This is a genomic window from Priestia sp. P1_B12_1 (assembly GCF_056406695.1).
On record NZ_JBFTZR010000025.1, the window covers coordinates 1 to 21,768 of the forward strand.

Annotated in this window: 18 protein-coding genes, 1 rRNA gene and 1 riboswitch; of the genes, 7 read left to right on the forward strand and 12 right to left on the reverse strand. The window is 34.7% G+C overall.

Going from position 1 to position 21,768, the window contains the following annotated elements:
• From AC1D0Y_RS27775 to AC1D0Y_RS27785, 3 genes are all read right to left on the reverse strand, one after another.
• Positions 1-131, reverse strand: a 16S ribosomal RNA gene (locus tag AC1D0Y_RS27775); the annotation flags it as partial.
• Positions 132-1,209: 1,078 nt separating this feature from the next.
• The gene (locus AC1D0Y_RS27780; RefSeq protein ID WP_162837705.1) at positions 1,210-1,377 is read right to left on the reverse strand and encodes a hypothetical protein; all 168 of its coding nucleotides are present in this window, start codon (positions 1,375-1,377) and stop codon (positions 1,210-1,212) included.
• A gap of 263 nt (positions 1,378-1,640) precedes the next feature.
• Positions 1,641-1,829 carry a hypothetical protein gene (locus AC1D0Y_RS27785; RefSeq protein WP_047934639.1) on the reverse strand — a complete coding sequence of 63 codons (189 nt, stop codon included), beginning with the start codon at positions 1,827-1,829 and terminating at the stop codon, positions 1,641-1,643.
• Between the two features lie 1,344 nt (positions 1,830-3,173).
• Here AC1D0Y_RS27785 and AC1D0Y_RS27790 point away from each other — a divergent pair.
• The 5 genes from AC1D0Y_RS27790 to AC1D0Y_RS27810 all read left to right on the forward strand — a co-directional run bounded on the left by AC1D0Y_RS27790 (position 3,174) and on the right by AC1D0Y_RS27810 (position 7,553).
• Positions 3,174-4,457, forward strand: coding sequence for a replication protein (locus tag AC1D0Y_RS27790; RefSeq protein ID WP_257064945.1), 1,284 nt, complete (start codon positions 3,174-3,176; stop codon positions 4,455-4,457).
• 107 nt (positions 4,458-4,564) lie between these two features.
• On the forward strand, positions 4,565-5,311 hold the full coding sequence (locus AC1D0Y_RS27795) for a ParB N-terminal domain-containing protein (protein ID WP_477708242.1): 747 nt from the start codon (positions 4,565-4,567) through the stop codon (positions 5,309-5,311).
• Between the two features lie 67 nt (positions 5,312-5,378).
• A complete protein-coding gene (locus AC1D0Y_RS27800) occupies positions 5,379-5,966 on the forward strand; it encodes a hypothetical protein (RefSeq protein WP_053215374.1) in 588 nt (195 codons plus the stop codon).
• A gap of 307 nt (positions 5,967-6,273) precedes the next feature.
• The gene (locus tag AC1D0Y_RS27805; protein WP_053215375.1) at positions 6,274-6,906 is read left to right on the forward strand and encodes a MerR family transcriptional regulator; all 633 of its coding nucleotides are present in this window, start codon (positions 6,274-6,276) and stop codon (positions 6,904-6,906) included.
• Between the two features lie 422 nt (positions 6,907-7,328).
• Positions 7,329-7,553 carry a helix-turn-helix domain-containing protein gene (locus AC1D0Y_RS27810; protein WP_047934494.1) on the forward strand — a complete coding sequence of 75 codons (225 nt, stop codon included), beginning with the start codon at positions 7,329-7,331 and terminating at the stop codon, positions 7,551-7,553.
• A gap of 253 nt (positions 7,554-7,806) precedes the next feature.
• On the opposite strand, the gene AC1D0Y_RS27815 is transcribed toward AC1D0Y_RS27810, so the two are convergent.
• From AC1D0Y_RS27815 to AC1D0Y_RS27835, 5 genes are all read right to left on the reverse strand, one after another.
• A complete protein-coding gene (locus AC1D0Y_RS27815) occupies positions 7,807-8,247 on the reverse strand; it encodes a helix-turn-helix domain-containing protein (protein ID WP_477708243.1) in 441 nt (146 codons plus the stop codon).
• A gap of 857 nt (positions 8,248-9,104) precedes the next feature.
• Positions 9,105-9,293: an aspartyl-phosphate phosphatase Spo0E family protein gene (locus AC1D0Y_RS27820; RefSeq protein ID WP_228459602.1), complete on the reverse strand. Its 189-nt coding sequence runs from the start codon at positions 9,291-9,293 to the stop codon at positions 9,105-9,107.
• Positions 9,294-9,595: 302 nt separating this feature from the next.
• A complete protein-coding gene (locus tag AC1D0Y_RS27825) occupies positions 9,596-10,291 on the reverse strand; it encodes a hypothetical protein (protein WP_047934499.1) in 696 nt (231 codons plus the stop codon).
• A complete protein-coding gene (locus AC1D0Y_RS27830) occupies positions 10,288-11,421 on the reverse strand; it encodes an FtsK/SpoIIIE domain-containing protein (RefSeq protein WP_477708244.1) in 1,134 nt (377 codons plus the stop codon). Before AC1D0Y_RS27830 ends, AC1D0Y_RS27825 begins: the two co-directional genes overlap by 4 nt.
• Positions 11,422-11,433: 12 nt before the next feature.
• Positions 11,434-11,733, reverse strand: coding sequence for a hypothetical protein (locus AC1D0Y_RS27835; protein ID WP_047934503.1), 300 nt, complete (start codon positions 11,731-11,733; stop codon positions 11,434-11,436).
• Positions 11,734-12,108: 375 nt separating this feature from the next.
• Positions 12,109-12,209, forward strand: a riboswitch (SAM riboswitch).
• A gap of 81 nt (positions 12,210-12,290) precedes the next feature.
• Between AC1D0Y_RS27835 and AC1D0Y_RS27840 the strand changes: the two genes are divergently transcribed.
• On the forward strand, positions 12,291-13,418 hold the full coding sequence (locus AC1D0Y_RS27840; protein WP_047934250.1) for a 5-methyltetrahydropteroyltriglutamate--homocysteine S-methyltransferase: 1,128 nt from the start codon (positions 12,291-12,293) through the stop codon (positions 13,416-13,418).
• A gap of 136 nt (positions 13,419-13,554) precedes the next feature.
• Here the strand turns inward: AC1D0Y_RS27840 and AC1D0Y_RS27845 are convergent, their stop codons facing one another.
• Entirely contained in the window at positions 13,555-15,204 is a 1,650-nt protein-coding gene (locus tag AC1D0Y_RS27845; protein WP_034655801.1) for a catalase, read from the reverse strand.
• A gap of 451 nt (positions 15,205-15,655) precedes the next feature.
• Between AC1D0Y_RS27845 and AC1D0Y_RS27850 the strand changes: the two genes are divergently transcribed.
• Entirely contained in the window at positions 15,656-17,740 is a 2,085-nt protein-coding gene (locus AC1D0Y_RS27850) for a methyl-accepting chemotaxis protein (RefSeq protein ID WP_275037726.1), read from the forward strand.
• A gap of 441 nt (positions 17,741-18,181) precedes the next feature.
• On the opposite strand, the gene AC1D0Y_RS27855 is transcribed toward AC1D0Y_RS27850, so the two are convergent.
• From AC1D0Y_RS27855 to AC1D0Y_RS27865, 3 genes are all read right to left on the reverse strand, one after another.
• Positions 18,182-18,691 (reverse strand): hypothetical protein, encoded by a 510-nt coding sequence (locus AC1D0Y_RS27855; RefSeq protein ID WP_016766100.1) that lies wholly within the window; start codon positions 18,689-18,691, stop codon positions 18,182-18,184.
• A gap of 80 nt (positions 18,692-18,771) precedes the next feature.
• A complete protein-coding gene (locus AC1D0Y_RS27860) occupies positions 18,772-19,104 on the reverse strand; it encodes a hypothetical protein (protein ID WP_016766099.1) in 333 nt (110 codons plus the stop codon).
• A 1,706-nt stretch (positions 19,105-20,810) separates the two neighbouring features.
• Positions 20,811-21,569, reverse strand: coding sequence for a DeoR/GlpR family DNA-binding transcription regulator (locus AC1D0Y_RS27865; protein ID WP_047934294.1), 759 nt, complete (start codon positions 21,567-21,569; stop codon positions 20,811-20,813).
• Between the last annotated feature and the right edge of the window lie 199 nt (positions 21,570-21,768).

Below are 21,768 nucleotides of genomic sequence, written 5' to 3' on the forward strand. Positions count from 1 at the left end.
GGTTGCCCACGTGTTACTCACCCGTCCGCCGCTAACGTCATAGAAGCAAGCTTCTAATCAGTTCGCTCGACTTGCATGTATTAGGCACGCCGCCAGCGTTCATCCTGAGCCAGGATCAAACTCTCCGAAGAAATGTTTGACTTGCTCATATAAAATAAAAAAATTAACGTTGACGTTTGTCGCTTTGTTCAGTTTTCAAAGTTCAAGCGTTGCCCTTGAGCAACTTTTATATTTTATCAAATCATCAACTTAATGTCAACAACTTTTCCAAAAAACTTTTTTTCGCTTCATTGTTACTGTTGTGTCTCAACGACGCTTTATAATAATAAAATATATTCACTAAAAGGTCAATACATTTTCTCGATTTTTTTTATTTATTTCATTATACTTTTAGCATACATTTTATTAGTCACTAATCAATAAGACTAATTTCTATATATATAAGACTTCATTAGTTAAACTACCTTGTAAATAAAGAGTGCATGTATCCCAAAAAATCTCTATTAGCTTTACTGAATTATAAATAGGCTATTGAGACATTCTATATAAGGAAGAGGGAAAACAAGTTATTGATTAAACTAATCATTACAAAGCTTCTTACATTTGGGATGAGGTGTCTACAGCAGGCATATTTCAGAAAACCTTATTGTAAATCGATGTATGTTGGATTCATAAGGGGATGGTAGTCATGAACGTAGTAAGGATATATATAATGGGTAGACAATAATGTTCATTTATAACTAATTATATAAATGAGGTGTTTGTTCCAGACCAAGAACAATTTCGTTCACATTGTATATTTTTTTAGCTCAATGCTTAAATGAGGTGTTTGTTAAAGAGAATATACTTTTTCAAGTTACTGTGTCATTAAGCAATGGAATTACGTAAATGAGGTGTTCCTTAAAGATCATATGCTGCATTAAAAGCTGATTTTTCCTTCTTCACATGACGGGATGTATAGTCGTTTACATCCCGTTTGTGTTACATAATCTATCTCAACCAATCATTAAAAAGAGGAATTGTAGGAACAGTTTTCAATTGCTCGCTGCTTCTTCCTCCTTATACCTTCCAAATATGAAAAAGTAGACTTTTCCTCCTTCATTTCGCCTTCAAACTTTTGCTTTTTTTAACGTTCCGTTTCTTGTGCAGTATTCCGTTCTTTTAAGATTATGCTCCACTATTCCGTGCAAAAAAATTCGTAAATCCATTTTATAATTTCTCTTTTCTCCCTTTGTCACAATCCTTTCTCTCTCTCAGTACCTCCCTCTTTTCTAAGCCGCCTTTCAAAAAAATCCTGATAACAGATCTTTTTTCTTTTTTTATTTCATCTATTTTTTTAACTGCCATTGGATTAATATTTCGTAAAAACATATCCATGACATTCGTTCCTTTCCTGGACATTGTGGTTCCCCACTACAAAAGAGAGAAGAGCATAAGAGGTTTTTGCCCCCACCATAGGTGTGGGGCTAGGCAGAGCCTAGCAAAACCGTGGGTACAAAGAAAATCGCTAAATGTCCCCTTTACGTCCCCTTTTTTTGGTGTACGTCCCTTTTACGTCCCCTTTTAAAATCCCGATGTCCCCTTTATGTCCCCCTATTTTAGAGCCATGTCCCCTTTGCGTCCCCCTGTGTTTTTTCACTTCATGGTAAATCTTGTTGCTTTTCATTCAATTTTTGAAGCTTTTCTTGTAAACTTTTTTGTTCATCTTTATAGAGCTGAATGCTTGCATCACTCGATTGAATGGCACCCTTTTTCATCGCAATTTTTGATTCCGTATCAGCTTTTTCCTCTTCTACTTGGTACTTCATATCACGTTGTAATTCATTCATTTCCTGTTGCGTTTGACGCTTATTTTCCCTTTCTACCATAATCGTTTATAGGATAAAAATTGATTTATAAATGATAAAAATGCACGCGTAAATCACTTTTATTGTAAGTGAAAATAAACTGCAGTTTTAACCATGAATGTACGAAAGAAAATAAAAAAAGATTGCTTGCTTCTGTATTGTTTTTCAAAAAAACACTTCAAAATAAATTGACTCTTGAGGGGACATTTCACACACATGAAGGGTCGCTGAAGGGGTTCCTGGCATAAATGTTGTGATTACTGAAGGACTGGTGACGGGACTATTCTTTAATTTGAGGGTGCGCTGAGGGGGTTCTTTGAAGATTTTGCATGATATCACGGTTTTGCTAGGCTCTGCCTAGCCTATCATACCTTGTGATAGCAAAAAGCCCTTATGCTCTTTTTTCTATTTTTTAAAGGGCACCACTATTTCGGGAATTTCAAATAAAATACAGAAAGTAAAATGAGAACTGTTAACCTTACTGCTGTTAAAAAAATTGATGAGGAAGCAAAGAAATTCGAACAATCATGACAGAAATTTTGAAAAAACAGGTTCGTGAATGAGCTATTTTAAATTAATAATACGACTGAGAAGGACACCTTGAAATTTTAATTAGGGCCGGCACTAAAATGGTGGAGTGCTGTGAAAATTTTAGGACAATATCCAATCTCATACTTCAACAAAAAAGCAGCTTCTACATAAAGTAAAAACTGCTCCTATCATATTTTTAACATGCTGCATAGGGTGATTTTTTCTCACCCTTTTTACAAAAAAGGACTACAAAAAATCACCCTACCCAGAATAGATATTTACCATTATCATTAAAGGTGTACTGATTATCGAAGCTTTAACGTTATCAAAAATACAGCATTATAACATACTTTTAAATACCTAGGGAGGGGTAAAAAAATACCCCTCCCTAGATTCCACAAATTCAGCTATGATGAAGTCGACTCCTAAAGAAATAACAAAAAGATTTTAGCCATAAATACTTGTTTTGATATATTTTGCTAATTTTTTATTGAATTATAAGACTACTTAACGCTATAATTAAATTAACAAAAATGTGCGGATAGAAAAAAGACTTCAACTGTTTAAGTAGTGCGCTAACACTCTTAAACCGTTCCCCCTAAATCCGGTAGGGAAAACACTTGTCGAAGTCTCTTGTTAATAGAGTTAGTTTTGTATAAAATAAAACTTATGGTTTTATTTTATACGAAATTGACATCTATTTCAAGGGCTTAGTTTATCTTAATTGAGGCATTGTTTTCCTTTTACAAGGGAGATAATGTCTTTTTTGTGTTCCTTAAAGGAGAAGATGAACAAATGAACAAGATATTAACTTGCTATTTACCAGATGTAAATAGCTTTAACGGACGATTCAAATGGTTATGGAAAGAAAAGCCGACCCTTCGTAAAAAGAAAGAAGTTTTTTTAGAAACCCTTCGTACTTATTTTAAACAACAACAAGAAGCCCTACATAAAGTATTCCCTAAAAAACGGATGGAAATGTTAGATTACGTGATTTATAACCTTGTTGCTACAGGCATTCAAGCGATTCACTCCAAAACACTGATGGAAAAGTTTGATGTATCCCAAAGTACCGTTTCTCGTTTTGTGAAATCGTTAAAAGCAACACCGTTTATGATCGTGGCCCGTTATATCAAAGAAGATACAACAGGTGCTCATCCCGATAGCTATGTGTTTATCCTTAAAAGCCATACGAATTTTAATCAAATTTGTGAGGAAATCTTTTTTGCACACGATACAACAGGTATTCAAACACTTCAACAAGAAGAAATGACAACTCCTGTGACAACTCCTGTGACAAGTCCAGAACGTGCTGAAAACGTTGATACACCAAGCTTTGAGGACGAAAAAACATCGTCCCCCTTTATTAACCTTGATTTACCTAAAAAGCATTTAAATAATCATTTAATATCTGCTTCACAGTCGTTTGCTTATATCAAAGGTGTGCCTAAGAAAGTAAATAATGTGTATGCAGGTAAATATGGTCATCAACTTAAAGACTTTTATGCTCGTATTCAAAATGCAGCAAAGGCAGTAAAACGAGATACAGAGATTGAGATTGTCAAAGAACAAGTACATGAAGTTGCTTATACAGCCATTGTTGGTTTAGATAAATATGTCCATGAAGCGAATCACAAGGGTACTCCCCTATCACTGGATGAAATGTGCCGTCTTGTTTATCAAATTGCATTCAATCAATTTACAAATCTACTAAAAGGAAATACAGAACAACAAACATCTGAGTCAGACATACATACTGAAGCTAAGACAGCCTTATCTACGCCTAAACATATCATCCGTAAAGAATTGGTTCCTGCTTGGTTACAAGCTGAACAGGAGCAAAATGAGTGTACACAAGAAGAAACTATTTCTTTGGATCAACAACTTGAAATGATTCAGTTAAAGCAAGATTTAGGGCAAGAACTCACGCCAGAAGAAGAAAACGTACTCAAAGAGCACAGTTCTATGTACAGTTCGTTAGAAATGGCGCAGCTAAAACAGGATCTAGGACAAGCCTTAACACCACAGGACCAAGCTTTATTGAACCAACAGGACCAGTTAAAAGGCTCAGCTTCCTAATTCAAAAGTGAAGAACCCCCTTGGAAGCAGATGTTTAATAAGAGTATTATTATTTAGAACATACTTCTAAATAATCAATATATAAAACTACGTAGGAGGAGATTACGATGCCACATAAAATGACAATAACAGGATCTGCGACAGGACCATTACGAGAATACGACCGTTACGTTGCCTTTGATATGCGAGAAAAAGGTTCACCTTCTGCGCCTAAAGGATTAAAAAAGAGTACGTTTATTTCGTATACCGTGTTTGTTGCGAAGAAAGCCTTTAACAAAACGGGACTGACAAAAAAGAGTATTATGCATGAAAAGATCTTAGTTCAAGGGGAACCAACGTTAGATATTCCTATTGACGAGTGCCCTGGAGAAATTGGTATCATCTGTTTCCAGATTACCGTTCTCCCGAATAAAAACGATAAAGAAACCAATGAGTCAAAAGATAAGAAAGAAGCCCAAAAAGAGGTTTCTAAGGCTCAACAAGAGGTTGCAGCTACTAAGCAGGAAGAAAAACAAGAGCCTGTAGCAAAAGAAGCGAAGCCTGTACAGCCAGAAGTGAACGAAACACCTGTTCAAGAGAAAAAGGCTGCGCCACAGAAGCAGCAGCAACCTATTCAGCCAAAAGGGACAAAGGATGTCGTGAGTTTTGATGATATTATCGTTCCTGAAGCCTTCTTAAAGACACGTCCAAACCCTGTGAAAACAGAAGAAGTCATTGAATTTGTGAAGCGTACAGGACACCTTGACAAGCCGTTAACGATTGAGAAAGAATCGAAGATCTTGAAAGATGGCTATCGTCGTTATATTGTGGCCAAAACCGTGAAAATGGACAAAGTCCCTGTCGTTTATGAATAACAAGAATAGCTTATAAACCTTTTCTAATAAAGTTGTAAGATCCCTTTTCATGAAAGGAGTTTTTCTTATGAAATCCCTGAATGAAGCTTTCACGAAATATGGGGAGAAAGTATATCCTTATTATCTTAAGAGGGAAGAAGAACGTGGAACCATATACGTAAAACAATCACCTTCAAAGGATTCACATGCAATTAACTTATGTGTACTTTACTTTAAGGTAATAGAGAAGCATAGAGCTCACATTATTGATATTAATACTCTAGGTGGCGGCGCAAATAAAGGCTATGGATCAGTCGCAATACGAGCTTTAATGATACATTGTATTAACAAGGGGTATTTAAGAATAACAGGTTGTATATCATCACGTGATTCTGATCACACTCCTAGACTAATCTCGTTTTATAAAAAGAATGATTTTGATATAAAAATGAACTCAGCAGGAGATAGTGGAGAGATACAGTTAGATTTAACTAATCCAAATAAATTATTAAAGAATATCACTACAATTCCTTTCCAGGAGCGAATAAGTTTGTTAGAGCATCAATTAAAAAAGCAGCAACAAAATGAAAAAGAACTTAAAGAGAAAATAGCATCTTTGGAGCATAATATTGCAAATGAAAGTAAAGTAGTAAAATTATTAAAGAAATACATTTAAAACTAAAATCTACTGCTTATAGATTCTCTTATTGAAAGAAGATCACAATACAAATATATAATAATCTTAAAATGCCCCTGTATGTTATTCTATACAGAGGCATTTTCTTTTTTAAAAAATAATGAATTACTAAACCAACTCAAGTTCACCTATAGTTGAACTTGTTATTCGTGAACAATATTCTATTTCTTGTAAGTTAAACACAAGTTAAACTAAACAGCGCATAAATAGCGCTATGATATAATATAAAGGATTCTATACATATACAGAGAATAAGATTAGATATTATGCATTCAGGAGGAAGAATATGAACAACAAATACGGTGTATTCGCTAAAGAAGTATATATGCACCTAGATATCAACCCTGCAACCCTTCGAAACTGGAGTTCTATGATTGAGAGTCATGGGTATGAGTTTGAGAAAAATCATAAAGGACAACGTATTTATTACCAGCGCGAGATTTTCGCACTTGCGAATTTGAAGACTCTTTTGGCTCAAAGAGAGAGTTTAGAAAGCGCAACAAAAGCCGTAGCAGCAAAGCTTATTGAGGAAAAAAGCGCAGAAAAAGCGATAAACGCTATTACAGAAAAAGAGGAAAATGAAAATTCTATAACGCTTTCTAAGAGTGATTTAGATAATTATATTGATAATTTAGAAAGGAAATTTAGTGATTTCATAGCCAAACGAGATGCTTTATTTTTAGAAGAAATGCAAAAGCGAGATAAACTACTTCTTGAGGCGATCACTAAGATGCAATTACAAGTTACTGCTAGTAAAGAGGCAATAGAAACGAGCATTAACGATGATAATAAAGATGACTATAAAAATGAACATACAGATATCATCTTAAATGAAATTAAAGAGTTGAAACAACAAATAAGTGCTTCACAAGCAGAAGGAAAAAAAGGACTGTTCCAGAAGCTTTTTGGGAAGGATTAAAAAGCGTACATATCCCTATAACAGCAACGTTCAAAGCGCTAAAAAGCGCAGAAAAAGCGATATGCGCTTTTTGGAATTATTCGTTTTCAAATATAAAAGAGACTGGTTTCTAGAGTATAGAAACCAGTCTCTTTTTCATCAAACTTTTCGCTTACAAAGGAATATTCACAACAAAGACCGCCCATTATGTATTAGTGTATAAGGCGGTCTTAACTGTATTCATGCTATATGATTATGACAAAAATATCGACATTATTCTAACTCATTTCCGATAATATTAATTTTATATAATTCCTTGCTACATGCTTTATTCTATGCTTTACCTTCGCTTTTATTTCCTATTTTTTTATGAATAAAAACCTTTTTTCACACGAATAGAATTCTGTTAACATGTCTATCCTGCATAAAAAGGAGGTAATCTCATGCCGAGAATAAATCCAAGTAGAAGTAAGTTAGGAAGATTCTTAGATAAAAAAGGTTATAGCCAAAGTAAATTAGCCAGGCAGACTGGATTAAATAAAAATACAATTACTAAGGTGTTTATTGATTCCACTTACATACCATCTGGTCAAACTATTAAAAGAATAATGAATGTTTTAAAAACTATTGATCCTAAGTCAAAAGCAGAAGATTTCTTTGACATATAAAAAGGCACGATTACTGTGCCTTTGCTTATTATCATTTACATTTAAACATAATGACCCTCTATATCAACAAATAGAAGATCATTAATTAGTACCTGCCTGTCACTAGTCAACCCTCGGAAGGTGACATCTCTATTCTTATCCCAAATAAACAGAATCTAAACTGGCTATATAAACATATATCTTCATTTTTAGTTAGCATAAAACAGCTTCTAGGCACCAAAAAAGCTTTGATTATCAAAACCAAAGCTCTTTACTACTGTTCATTAAAATCTTTCTTTATGTTTTTCAAAAATTTTAATATATCTTTATAGAAACAAATAATTAGCGTTCCAATAATATTTAAGAAAGTAGAAACAATTAAATTTCCTAAAGCAATACCAAGAAAAATACCAAGAAAGATAATGACTATACCTATATAAAAACCTGGATTCAACATTTCCTCATCGTCAAGCTCTTTATTTTCATCTTGGTTATTATCGACTTTTCTTTGTAACGTAGGATCATTCTTAATAAGTTCATCAATTGTCGTTTCATATATCTCGCTCAATCTTAAAAGATTTTGAATGTCAGGATATCCTTTATTATTTTCCCATTTATAAACGGCTTGCCTAGATACATTAATCTGTTGAGCAAGCTCTTCCCTAGACATATTCTTTGCTTCTCTTAACCTCTGTAATTGATTACCCAATCTCAACTAACTCACCTCTATAAACCACTTTATAACAAATCTGTAAAAGTAGCTATAAACGCTTCGTAATAGGGCGTAAACAATAGTTAACATAATGGATTTTATCGGAAAAGACCCCTGAAATAATTTATTCTAAGGGCCTTTTGACTTTATAGATAAGGAAGGCTAAAAAGATACGGATTCAGAGCTGAAGTCGGTTTAACTACACTGTATGTTTTCATTCTCTATTAGGTGACTTGCCTAAATTGAATATTTTTTTATCATTTGAGTAAACTACACAAGATGCTCCCAAGCATCAACCATTTTTTCTTTAAAATACTTTCTCTACCTTTCAACAGAAAAAACTCCCTACCGGCTGGGGAGTTTTTTCTGTTTTTACGCTGTATATCATATACAACCATAGTTAACATAATGCCTCTTCAAGGAAGCAAAAGAACCCTTACAAGGAAAAGGGTTCTCTCGTGGGTGCCTTAGTCGGGTATACAGTATTTTATACATCTTTGATATGACGGTGCTCTCTCTAGGTGTGTGAAGAAAAGGCGTATAAAAAGACTACCTTTTATACATATGTTGATTCCTTCAAAAATAGCCATTGTGGCAAGAATATGCTATTGTCTACTTGCGGTTATATTTTGGTACTTTATAATTAGCATTCCATATAAAAAGCTATCTGGCTTATTGCTCAGGTAGCTTTTTATATAGAAATAAAGATACAAAATAACTTTACTTTATTATCCAAATTATTTATAATTTACAAGTCGATTAGTAAGTTAATCACCACTTACTACAAAGCTATCGCTTTCTCATGCTAGGCCAATGCTGATAGAATGCGATAGCTTGCTATGTATAAAGAAAGATAAAACCTACTTCGTTAAGCTAATCTTATGTAATTCATTTAACAGGTGATCAATGAACTGGCTAACTTCAAGCGTATTGTTACTTGTCATTCCTTCTTCTAATGCTACTTGAACCATATCCTCCCTGGCTTTTTCTATCTCTATAATCAAAGTTTGTTTTAGAACACCTTTATACCCCTGCAATGACCATCTCACCCATTTACCAAAAATGTTAATATTTATAATCTATTTAACAATAAATGTCTTAGGCTCATATATCAACAGCTAATATCTAAAGGGGCAGCTATATAACTTGTAAAACGGGCTTAATAGTTCGAAATCGGGAAATAAGGGTGTGAACAGTATTGTTGAATTTACACAAATTAATGAAAAATATAGAATTTTTGTAATAAATTTGATATTATTTAATTGCTGTAACGTTCACATTTCAACGAGTGTGACATCAAAGAAGCTGCCTCATTCCCTGTATTGAGGCAGCTTTTTTATGTTGACCGTCATTATGTGAGATTAATTTTAATCCTACCGGAAGAAGCTGAGGCTCTTGGCTTCCCATCTCTTTGTTGTTTACCCACACTCTTATATTTCTCCATCAATTCATGAATACTTGCTACTTGTATAAGACGGAAATAGTCTGAAGATACTGTATATTGAATAGGCGTAATTAAGATAACAGAAGGGAAGATAGCTGCTCGATCTTCAGGCTGCCACTGCAACGCTTTCCACTCATCCGAAAAGAAGAACTCCTCATAGAGGTGGATCTTATCCTGCATTTTTTGCTCCGAATACTGATTGCGTTGAATTTCAATCCAAAATGGAGATCCTTTAAAGATACAAAACAGATCGGGCTCAATTCCTCCTTTTCTTCCAGTGGGCTTATCTTCCACAATGACTTGTTTAGGCATACCATACGTACTCATTTGTTTATAGACATCCAAGATAGAAAGAAAATGTAATATTTTTTGAGAGTTCTTTTTGATCTTCGCATCCACAGGTAAATAGACCGTCGGAGAATACTGCTGTGTGCGTTCAATAAGCCCTAATCGATATAAACGTATCATGACGCTATTACACGCATTGACAGGTGATTTGAGCTGTTTAAAGAACAATTCCACTAATGAGTCGCGATCTACAGCCCGAAACTGATTGATAAACCCAATGATGTCTTTATCACGCTGAGATAACCGAAAACTCATCGCTGTTCCTCCTTCTCTAATAATCCAAAGATAGACTGTGGTACGACCTCCAGTTGAGGTTCAGGGTCTTTCACACGTGTTTTGTAAGGTGAAAGTATTTCCTTACAATCTTCTTCATCTAAGAAATACGCTTGAAATTCCTTCACTTCGTCAATTTTTATTTTCATACGGCCTCTAGCCGCAGCATCGATTTCTTCTGCTCCAATCACTCCGGCAACCTTGGCATTGGTTGCATCAGCTTGCCTACCAGAGATCCGTACCCGTAAGTTGGCCTTTAATGCTGAATTTAATAAATCTGCATCGGGGCGCTGCATGGCAATAATCGTATGAACACCTAATGCACGACCTTGGCTGGCAAACTGTTGGATCATTTCTACAAGATCTGTTTCTTTCTTCACGATGGACATTTCGTCAATTACCACAACGATCCGAGGAAGCTTAAATGAAAGCCTGCTTATATGTGTTACGCCATGCTCTAACAATAAATCGCCTCTTCGATACATTTCAGCTCGTAATAATGCAAAAGGTTTTCGCATGTCTTTTGCTTCAAAGCAAAGCGCATCCACATGGTCAATCTCATGAAATAAGCCCAAATCGGCTCGTTTAAGGTCCACTAAGACTAAGCGCAAGTCTTCAGGAGAGGAATATTTCACCCACGTGGTGAGGATGACACGCATGAGACTACTTTTTCCAGCTCCAATTTCGCCAGAAATCAGTAAGGTTTCCAAATCCGCAAAATCCCATGAAACAGGGTTTCCATAGATATCTTGACCAATGCATATTGGGAGCTCCATTTTCTCAATATGAGGATGAATGACCTCATAACAATAATTAAGCATTTTAGGTAGGTTTTTGTGATGAACGGTAATACTAAAGTTTTTTAAGCTGCCATTCACTTCAATATTGTTGCCTAATACCTGTCGTAGGGCCCATCTTTTTTTCGTTAAGAGGTCAGGATCAATACCATTCAGTAAGGAAAAAGCATATCGAGTGTAGGTGTGCTGATGATCGATCCGATGGATCTTCGGAAATTGGTAGGAGGTACGATCTCCACGCTTTATGATTCGATAAATCTCTGCTGTACGAAACGCTTTAATAAGCTTTCCACGTAATTTTAGTTTCTCAAACATTTGAAACCCTCCTCAAAACATAAATGTCGCAAAGAAGTAAAATAAGGCCCCATAAAAGGTGACAGGTAAGATAAACCGCATCACCTTTGCGAACTGATCAACAAGATCGATGACACCCCATCGCTCTAGTATTCGTTCGGTGATCGCAATTCCTAAGACAATGCCTCCTATGGTCAAAATAGTGGGGTCAAGCATGGCTAGTGGACTAAAAGGAACAAAGGAATAAGCCTTGAGGGGACGAGGTCTCGTAAGAGGTGGTTTGTGAGGTGGAGAAAAGATTTTTGGAAAGGTAAATCCTTTTGTTTTTCTCATGTTGATACCTTCTTTCACTCTTTTAATTTTTTTGCTTTTGACGTACCTGTTTTTTCAGCTCAAGGCATCCGGTCGCCCCCTTCGCCTCTTCGGCTCAGCTCCCTTACAGATTCCACAAATGGCTTCAACAGGGTTATAAAGCTTGTATTAATGGGGTAGCGATACTGAACTAGCTACTGATTAGATAACGGAGTTACAATACTTTAGATACTATGTAGCTACTGCGGTAAGCTTGCCTGTCCAATCGAAAAATAACAAAGAACCCTTGCTGCAGTAGGTAATGAGGTAAGAGGTGTATTATTTCTGATTTTTCGAATTTTTGTTGACAATTTAAGAAAACAAGTGTAACCTTTTTTTAGTTAAATAAATTGAATATTCTTATCTCGAGAGGTGGAGGGACTGGCCCTAGGAAGCCTCGGCAACAGACTGTTAAAGTACTGTGCCAATTCCAGTAGCAATTTGCTTGAAGATAAGAAGAGAATCCATAACGATTATTAACCTCTTCTTATTTGTAAGAAGAGGTTTTTTATTTTGAAAAGAAAGAAGGAAACAAAACCATGACTAAGACATTAGTGAAGGCTCCATTTAAAGCTGATCACGTAGGTAGTTTTTTACGACCAACTCCCCTCAAAGAAGCAAGAAAAGCGTATGCGAATGGTACAATTAATAAAGCTGATTTAAAATCTGTAGAGGACAAAGAAATTGAAAAGCTTGTTCAGAAGCAAATTGAATTGGGTCTTAAATCGATCACGGACGGTGAATTTAGACGTTCTTGGTGGCATTTGGACTTCTTATCAGGCTTAGAAGGTGTGGAGCAGTTTGAAACAGAATATATCAGCCAATTCAAAGGTGCAAAAACCAAAAATAACGCAATTAAGGTAGTAGGTAAAGTGGACTTCGATCATCATTATATGGTGGAACACTTCACGTTTTTAAAAGAAGCTGTTGAACGACATGGTGATGGAAGCCAAGTCGCTAAATTCTCAATTCCAAGCCCAAACATGTTATTTACTCGAATTCAAGAAGATACATATTACAAGGGAAACAGAGATCAATTTTATCATGATACTGTGGCTGCTTATCAAAAAGCTATTCAAGCCTTTTACGACGCAGGCTGCCGTTATCTACAACTAGATGATACGTCCTGGATTGATTTCGTTTCTGAAGAACGCATCAATGAGGTTGTTGAGAAGCTTGGTATGGATGTAAAAGACATTATCGATAATCGAGTAAGTTGCTTAAATGATGCTATTTCTAAAAAGCCTGAAGATATGCTCATTACGATGCATATTTGTCGTGGAAACTTTAGATCTACGTATATCACAAGTGGTGGCTACGATACTATATCTGATGCTATCTTTGCTAACTTACATGTAGATGGACTTTTCCTTGAATATGATGATAACCGTTCAGGAGATTTTGAACCATTAAAAAGTTTTACACGTAACAATCAAACCGTTGTATTAGGATTGGTAACATCTAAATTCCCTACATTAGAAGATGCTAAGGTCATTAAGCGAAGAATCCAAGAAGCAAGTGAATATATTCCTCTAGAAAACTTGTCATTGAGTCCTCAATGTGGCTTTGCGAGTACAGAAGAAGGAAACGAATTAACAGAAGAAGAGCAATGGAATAAAATTAATCACGTAATTCAAATTGCTCAAGATGTCTGGACAAATAACTAAAGAATGATTTAAAAGATATCTCTCCTGTCAATTAGGAGAGGTATCTTTTAAATCATGAGGTTTTAGGCAAGGTATTCCCTTAAGATTATACTATACCCATACGTCGGTTCCCTATTTTTAAAATGGAGCAATTCACTTAATAAGGATCGACTTCGTGACTTTTCTTTACAGCATCTTCTGTTGCTTCATTTGCAGCTAATGTACCTTGTCCATATTTTGATTTACCTGCTTTACGACCAGGTACCTCACTTGTATTTTTCATATCCTGCATTTCGTGTAGTTTCTTTTCAATACCTTCCTTCACACGTCGACCATATTCTTCATCAGCTTGTGTAAAATGAGAAATCATCGTTTCTTGGATTCGTTTATCACAAATAGCAAGTGCATCCGATAGATTTTTAATCAATTCATCGCGCTCCCAATCTTCAAAACTACGGTATGTGTGACCTGCCTGCCCATAATCGTTAGGACGGTCAATTGGTGCACTCATTGCGGCTGCATTATACGTTGGTTGATGTGGAACACGGTCTTTCTTATTTTCTTCCTGAAAGCCACCAAGCATTGAAGGCTCATAGTTAATATGTGGATTATCCCCAGATTCCTTTGGGTCACGAATATCCATTTGACCGCGCTGCTGATTCGTATGAATAGGCACTTTCGGTGCATTCACAGGTAATTTTAGATAGTTGGCACCTACACGGTAGCGCTGTGTATCTGAATAAGAAAAGGTACGTCCTTGTAGCATTTTATCGTCTGAGAAGTCCATTCCATCCACAAGAACTCCTGTACCGAAGGCGGCTTGCTCGATTTCTGCATGGAAATCCTTTGGATTACGATCTAGAACCATACGGCCCACTGCCAACCATGGAAACTTATCTTCCGGCCAAAGTTTCGTATCATCTAAGGGATCAAAATCAAGCTCTGGATGATAACCATCCTCCATAATTTGTACGAAGAGCTCCCATTCTGGATAATCTCCACCCTCAATTGCTTCGTATAAATCCTGCGTTGCATGTCCCACGTTTTTGGCTTGTATCGTATTTGCCTCTTCTTGTGTTAAGTTCCGAATTCCCTGCTTAGGTTCCCAATGATACTTTACTAGTACAGCCTCTCCCTTATCATTCACCCATTTGTAGGTATTTACACCAGACCCCTGCATGTGACGATACGTCGCTGGAATCCCCCATGGAGAGAATAAAAATGTAATCATGTGGGTAGCCTCAGGTGTACGGGAAACAAAGTCAAACATTCTCTGAGGGTTTGGTACGTTCGAAGCTGGGTCTGCTTTAAACGCATGAATCATATCAGGAAACTTCATTGCATCACGGATAAAGAAAATCTTTAGGTTATTCCCAACTAAATCCCAATTCCCCTCTTCCGTGTACATTTTCACAGCAAATCCGCGTGGATCTCGAGCTGTTTCTGGAGAATCTTTTGCTCCGGCAACTGTGGAGAAACGAACCATCAATGGTGTTTTCTTGCCCGCACCTGAAAATACCTTTGCCCGAGTATATTTCTCTACTGGTTCGTCCCCCACTTTTCCATATGTTTCAAAGTAGCCAAAGGCTCCAGATCCTCGTGCGTGGACGACTCGTTCTGGAACTTCTTCGCGGTCAAAATGAGAAATCTTTTCGATAAAGTGATAATTTTCAAGTGTAGCTGGCCCACGATTACCAATTGTACGAATATTTTGGTTGTCTCTTACAGGATGGCCCTGACGTGTAGTCAGCGTTTCACGTTTTATATCATCCTCGTTTGAAGCATTAACGTCTTTATTTTCTGCCAAAATGAAAACCTCCTTTGAATGATCACTTTAATCTTTTTCCCTGTATTGGAAAATGTATTCAATAATACTGAATTTTTCATGGTTTGTCTCTCATACTATGAATTCAAATCTATAAAAACCGTCATTAGTTTAAATTTAATCTTTTTTCACTCTTTGATTACAAAATAAGGTGACATAAGACTAAATAAGTATTTATTTGTGATTACCCCTTTAAATTTCAAAATAACTTGTGCTTCTTTTCATATCTTGCACCTTTTCGTAAAGACTTTCATACTCTTCTACCAACTGTACAGTTAGATTTACTTTGAAACAAATGACAGCTTGTGTAAATAAACTGAAAAATAAAATTTATTGAAACGTTGTTAAGAAAGAAAGAAATAACCCGATAGTAATTTAGTTCAATTTTTATTTGTAAAAAGTAAATTTAAATTCAAAAAGAGAAGGTATCTATATGAGAGAAAAATTTTCATTCAGAAAAAAAGATGATAGAAGGCTATCTATTCGAACCAAATGGATTTTATTTATTTGTACAACCACCTTTGTAGCACTTATAGGAACAGTTATATTTATGCAGATAAGTATAAGTAACGTTTTAAAAAAAGATGATTTGAGTTCGAACAAGGTTACTGCAAAAAGTGCTTCTGAACAAATAAGTTTAAATTTAAAAAGCTATGAAAATTCATTAAAACAGTTATCAGGAGTAGTATCTAACGAAATAAATACCAGAGATTCTGTTACTGGCATCGACAAATTATTACAAACTGTTAAGGAAAATGATTCTACCATTATTTCAGCCTACTATATGGATGGAAAGACGGGAAAGCTTCATATTTCCCCTTATGCTGATTTTAAGCAGGATGTACATGAAACTAGAACATACAAAACTTTAACAAAGGCACCTAAAGTAACATGGATGGATGTATACAAAGATAAAATTTCCGGGAAAATTATGACTTCCGTCGTTTCTCCGGTCATCGTAAGTGGAAAAATGGTAGGAGCCTTAGGTTATGACATAGACTTAACTACAATTGGAGTTTCTAGAAGCAAAATAGAAAAATATACTGAAAATAATCTTGTCATCTTAGACTCACAAGGATTTGTGGTTAGTGCTTTTATAAAAAATTCTGACGGGAAAAATATGAACCCTGAAAAAAGTGGTACTGTAGAGGGCGTTAGTGATTTAATATCACACAGAGAAAACTTTAATTCACAATATGATTGGGTATCAAAGATTTATAAGAATGATTCTGTGCATTCTCTTGATGTGGAATTAAATAAGAAGAGTTATACTGGACAAGTGACAACAATACCTCATTTAAATTGGAAAGTAATTTCTTTAACACCCAAAGACATCTTTTCTTCTAAGATGAATGATATTAAACAAACTGGAATTATTTCAATAGTTATCGGTTTAATAATTGGGGCGTTGTGTGCCTATTACCTTTCTGGAATGCTAAAAAGGATTATACTTAATATTCAAGAAGTCTTAAAAAAGACATCAAGTGGAGATCTAACTACTGAACTAAGTATTTCATCAAGAGACGAGTTGGGAGATCTAGCGAAGAGTTATAACGAAATGCTTGCTGGCATGAGACAATTAATTTCTAAAGTGAAGAACAATGTTGTCTCTGTCGAAACAACCACTAATGGTGTTAGCACAATTGCTTCAGAAAATAACGTCGCAATTGCTGAAGTTTCCCAATCCATAGAGGAAATCGCAATGGGAGCATCAGCTCAATCAAATCAAATTGAAAATGGTTTACATACTATTAAAAAGTTAAGTATTGAAATTGATTTATTATTAGAGCAATCTAATATGGTTGAAAAAGAAATGAAAGAGGCTTCCAATCAAGTGCGAGTAGGTGAGGAACAAGTTGAGGGATTAAAAACCTCTTATAAAAAATTAGACTCGAATTTTAAAGATATTACACTAATGGTTTCAAATTTAAATAACAAATCAAAGACTATTGCAAATGTGACTGATCGCATTTCTGAAATAGCCGAACAAACTAATTTATTAGCTTTAAATGCTTCCATAGAAGCTGCCAGAGCAGGTGAGCATGGCAGAGGATTTGCCGTAGTAGCTCAAGAGGTTAGACGTTTAGCTGAAGATTCTAAACAAGCTACTAAAGACATTAACGAAGTTATAAATAGTATACTTAAAGAAAATAGCACACTTGTTAATATGATGACAGAAACAACTCAGACTAACTTTGAACAAAGCCAGGCAGTAAAAACAGTGAGTGAATCTATGACGTTTATTACTGAATCTTTAACTAAGGCAGTAGATTCTATTGTTAGAGAAACTGAATCCATTAACAGTATAAATCAACAAAAAGAAGTCGTTATTCAGATGATTCAAGAAATAAGTGCCGTTTCTCAACAAACTACGGCATCTGCTCAAGAAATAGCATCAATAGCTGAAGAGCAATCTGCATCTTCAAATGAGCTAACAAGTCATACGGACCACTTATCTAAATTGATTATTGAGTTAGATACTGCAGTAGAAAATTTTCAAATTGAAATACGCTCTTAAAGTAGAACATAATGAGAAGCAAGACCAGCATGAATAGTTATAAACGAAAAAGAAGTCACTCCTAGGTAACTTCTTTTTTTATTCTAATATGCGTGTGCAATTAATATTAAAAGGAAAAGGAGGGACCAAGCACTCCCTACAACCTTAAATGAGATACGCATAAATTTTTCTGTTGAAACCTTAAATAGTTTTTCAAGGGCAATAAAGAAGATTTCAAGCATCTATATGTAAGGGGGCGAACTAATTTCATTATATGAACGCTTCCCTGCATAAATAAAAAATCCTGCTAAAATCATGCAACAAATAATAACAACTACCATTCAAGTCCTGGATTCTTTTATAGTCTAAATATCGCCTGATACAAATTCTCCATAATCACCTGTGGCAATTCGTATATAGGGTTCTATTGCTTTATCATAGAGACAAAAAAAGTAGCACTTACTAGTTCTTTTCATTTAACCTCCCTTTTAGTTTCTGAATAGCTCTTAATACTTCATTCCTGTTTTTAGCAAGCTTCATCCACTTTGGCAGTCGACTCTCGACACTCAAATAATAGGGATGTGATTCCCTAATTTCAGCTTCTATATAGCTTTCCATATAACCTAAATGTTCTAAGTTTAATGCCCATAAGACGTTTCCACCACATTCAATTTGCAAGTAGAGTGGAAGTTTAAAATACCAGTCACAGGGGTCCCCAGTTAAAATTACTTCATAATTAGCTTTAGGTTCATAGGAGACTCTAGCTTCTCCGTAACCATTTGCTTTTATAACTTTGTCTTTTGTTGCTCCGCAAGCAGTACAAACAAACCTTCTTCTGACGTTAGCAACATAGGGGCTCGGGTCATCTAAAGTTATGACTTTTGCACAAGAGGCACAATGAGGACAAACCACTAAAAACTCATATCCTAGTCCGATAAGTGTGTTATTTTTATTTAAAAATGTTTTTTTCAAGATGTTTTCCCCTTTGAATTTATTAATTCATATTATCGAAGCGATGGGACTACAACGTTGGTTCCAACTTTAATCCTACATCAATCGCCAGCTGCAAATACTAATTTATTTAGCTCCAGTGCCTCTAAGCAAAGACCCTTTAATGATTCAGCAAATGTTCTCGCTTTTAGATCTATCTTCTGTGGTTGTCGACAGGTAGTCTGCAATACTTCACATATCTTTATTAATTGATTTATTTCTTGTACAGAAAACAACTTGTCACCATATTGATCTAATCCTGTTAATAATTCGAATGAATCCCCTAACTTCCTTTCTAACAGGTAATCCTGTATATTTTCCTCGAACTTTACAGTCTTAATAGAAACAGCTGCTTCTTTTTCATTATTGGCAATACAGAAATCAATTCCTATCACTGCTGTCTTCCTTTCCATATATTTTCTATAATTAACTTCTATTCACACTATAATGGTTATTAAAAGGTGTACAGATAGGCATAGCATTAAATATCTGTACTCTTTAAATTATACTCTAGATGATTTTTTATTTTATTGTTCGACTTTTAATATAAACGAGGCGTTTCATTAAGAAGAAAAAATCTATAAGAATTTGTACGATTAACGTTTTAACTTTAAAACATGTGGTACACATACAGTACAACACCAATATTATTATTGATTGTTGTGAAAAGGTAAATACTTAATTTATGAAGGGACTGATTAGTTTTGAAAGAATTAACAGCGACTTCAACAAACGTATTACCTCAAATTGAAAGTAGATATTCGTACCTTACACAAGGCACTTTGGTTATGAACCGATATACGTAACGAAAGGGCCTCACAAGGGCAAATGAACAAATTCCTAAACAGTATGGGAAGAAGCCTGTATCTTTTTAGATACAGGCTTCTTCTTTTTGAGTTTACATAAGTTTGATTATAGGAAGCAGACTTTTCGACCTAATACCTTGTTAAAAAACGTTCGTAAAAGTATATGAGATAAAAAGAACGTTCGTAATTATTTTTCTAACTTAAACGAACGATAAAAACAGTAGATTTCTTATATAAAAGGAAAGGTCGTAAAAGTATACTTTTACGGACAAGATATTTAAATCTATTACAAGACGTTAAAGTAATTATTAGGGTTAATAAAATAAAAAGCTGCCTCCGAGCTTCAGGATAGGCAGCTCTTTATAAACTCTAAAAATGAACAACTAGTGGTCTAACTCTGTAGTTTTCCTAGTCGTTGAAATATAAACGTTTGGCTGATGCTCTAATGCATCGTAAGTATTTTGCTCTAGTTATTGTACTTTATTTATGATAGGCAAAAAACTGTTTGTGACTTTGATTAAGTTAAGGTAAGAGTGAATACATAACTTTTTTGTGACGGTATTAATTTAGGAGATATAACTAAAAGCATGGAGAGGAGTCGAGGAATTTTTTAATAAAAAAACCGATTCTCATTTTCATCTTTGGGAATCGGTTGGTGGATCAGTTTTATATTCTATATAGATTTTCAACTAAAATCATCCTTACTTTACTTTTGTTTTTAAAATTGTATTTCCATAACTATCCATTGATTTAATATATGCTTCTCTTACGTTAGAAACTAATTCAATTATTTTTCTCATTTTGTTTTCCTCCTTTATGATTTGTTGTTTTAATTATGTCATGTAGGGTCTTATTTAAGCAAAGTCACTGAAAACGGAAACAACAGCCATGAAAGCGAAAACATTGGCATTTAAAGCGCGTGAAATGTAGTGTTTTCTTACTATTTCGTGTCTTTTCTCCATTTTTCAGTATTTTTTAGTATAATTAAAAAATTAAACGAAAATCCTTGAGGTTTTTCTCTTTTAGTACATATTTTCCCTTGTTTATGTCGAGACCTCAATAAGAAGAGGCAGGATGGCGTCTACTGTTATATTAAGTTATTTACTTTTGATAATGCTTGTTATGATAACTAAAATAAGAATTTGTTTAACTTCTTTTTAAGACTTTAAAGGTTTCCTTACAATCAAAAAAACCTAATCCGGATTTAGATTAGGTTTTGGCTTTAATTAAAAAAATTAATTATTACTTAATTGAATTATTAGATTAGAGTATCAAACAGATAAAATAATAATTGTTTATTCCTTAGTAACGATAAGCTCAATATTATTTTCTTTAGCATAATTTTCATAACTTTCATCTGGAAAATCATCCGTTATTAAGTAATCAATTTCTTCCAACCCGCAATAAGTGACCATGGCATACTTGTTAAGCTTAGTATGATCTACCAATAAAAAAACGTCTGCATTTCCTTTTACTATTGTTTCTTTAATTCCACTTTCAATGGGCGATGAATTTGTGACTCCATTTAATATTGAAACACCAGTTGAAGCCATGAATACCTTATCAAAATTATATTTCTTAAAAGAATCTGCATGACTATGACTAGAAAATGATTTAGTAGCACGTTCGAGTAAACCGCCAGTTGAAATCACACTTAAATTTTCAAAAGGTAAGGCTTCGATTATAATATCCAGGTTATTAGTAATAATAGTCACTTGTTTGTTTTTTAGAAATGTAATCATTCCTAATGTGGTTGTACCTGAATCTATAAATATTACATCTCCATTTTCTACATAACCAGCTGCAGTTTTAGCAATTACCTTTTTTTGAAACTGATTTCGTGCTTTTCTCTCGTTAAATGATTCAAGTTTTGCATGGTTTATAGCTACTCCGCCATATACTTTTTGAACCATACCTTCTTTAATTAGCTTTCGAATATCACGTCTAATTGTGGTCTTGGAGACACCAAAAACAGTAGTGAGATCATCTAACGAGGCAGATTGGTGTTCAAAAACATATTCCTGAATTTGTTGAATTCGCTTAGTTTTTAACATTGCCATCCTCATCCTCAAATTGTAAATTTAAAGTCAGTTCCCTCAAATGAGTCCATAGTTATATCTGCTGGAGATCTCTTACTTTTCATTAATAACCCTGTGCTTTTTCGAGTGAGAATTATTTACTTCATCAAGAGGTATTAAGTTAATGCTTGGTTATCCAGAGAATAAAAGACTAAAAAATGCTTTACCTCTTAAT

Bases quoted from the DNA above. Each gene is read 5' to 3' on its own strand.
- AC1D0Y_RS27805 (WP_053215375.1), top strand. From the start codon at position 6,274: ATGAACAACAAATACGGTGTATTCGCTAAAGAAGTATATATGCACCTA.
- AC1D0Y_RS27840 (WP_047934250.1), top strand. From the start codon at position 12,291: ATGACTAAGACATTAGTGAAGGCTCCATTTAAAGCTGATCACGTAGGT.
- AC1D0Y_RS27810 (WP_047934494.1), top strand. From the start codon at position 7,329: ATGCCGAGAATAAATCCAAGTAGAAGTAAGTTAGGAAGATTCTTAGAT.
- AC1D0Y_RS27865 (WP_047934294.1), bottom strand. From the start codon at position 21,569: ATGTTAAAAACTAAGCGAATTCAACAAATTCAGGAATATGTTTTTGAA.
- AC1D0Y_RS27800 (WP_053215374.1), top strand. From the start codon at position 5,379: ATGAAATCCCTGAATGAAGCTTTCACGAAATATGGGGAGAAAGTATAT.
- AC1D0Y_RS27825 (WP_047934499.1), bottom strand. From the start codon at position 10,291: ATGAGTTTTCGGTTATCTCAGCGTGATAAAGACATCATTGGGTTTATC.
- AC1D0Y_RS27850 (WP_275037726.1), top strand. From the start codon at position 15,656: ATGAGAGAAAAATTTTCATTCAGAAAAAAAGATGATAGAAGGCTATCT.
- AC1D0Y_RS27830 (WP_477708244.1), bottom strand. From the start codon at position 11,421: ATGTTTGAGAAACTAAAATTACGTGGAAAGCTTATTAAAGCGTTTCGT.
- AC1D0Y_RS27795 (WP_477708242.1), top strand. From the start codon at position 4,565: ATGCCACATAAAATGACAATAACAGGATCTGCGACAGGACCATTACGA.
- AC1D0Y_RS27780 (WP_162837705.1), bottom strand. From the start codon at position 1,377: ATGGATATGTTTTTACGAAATATTAATCCAATGGCAGTTAAAAAAATA.
- AC1D0Y_RS27790 (WP_257064945.1), top strand. From the start codon at position 3,174: ATGAACAAGATATTAACTTGCTATTTACCAGATGTAAATAGCTTTAAC.
- AC1D0Y_RS27785 (WP_047934639.1), bottom strand. From the start codon at position 1,829: ATGAATGAATTACAACGTGATATGAAGTACCAAGTAGAAGAGGAAAAA.
- AC1D0Y_RS27835 (WP_047934503.1), bottom strand. From the start codon at position 11,733: ATGAGAAAAACAAAAGGATTTACCTTTCCAAAAATCTTTTCTCCACCT.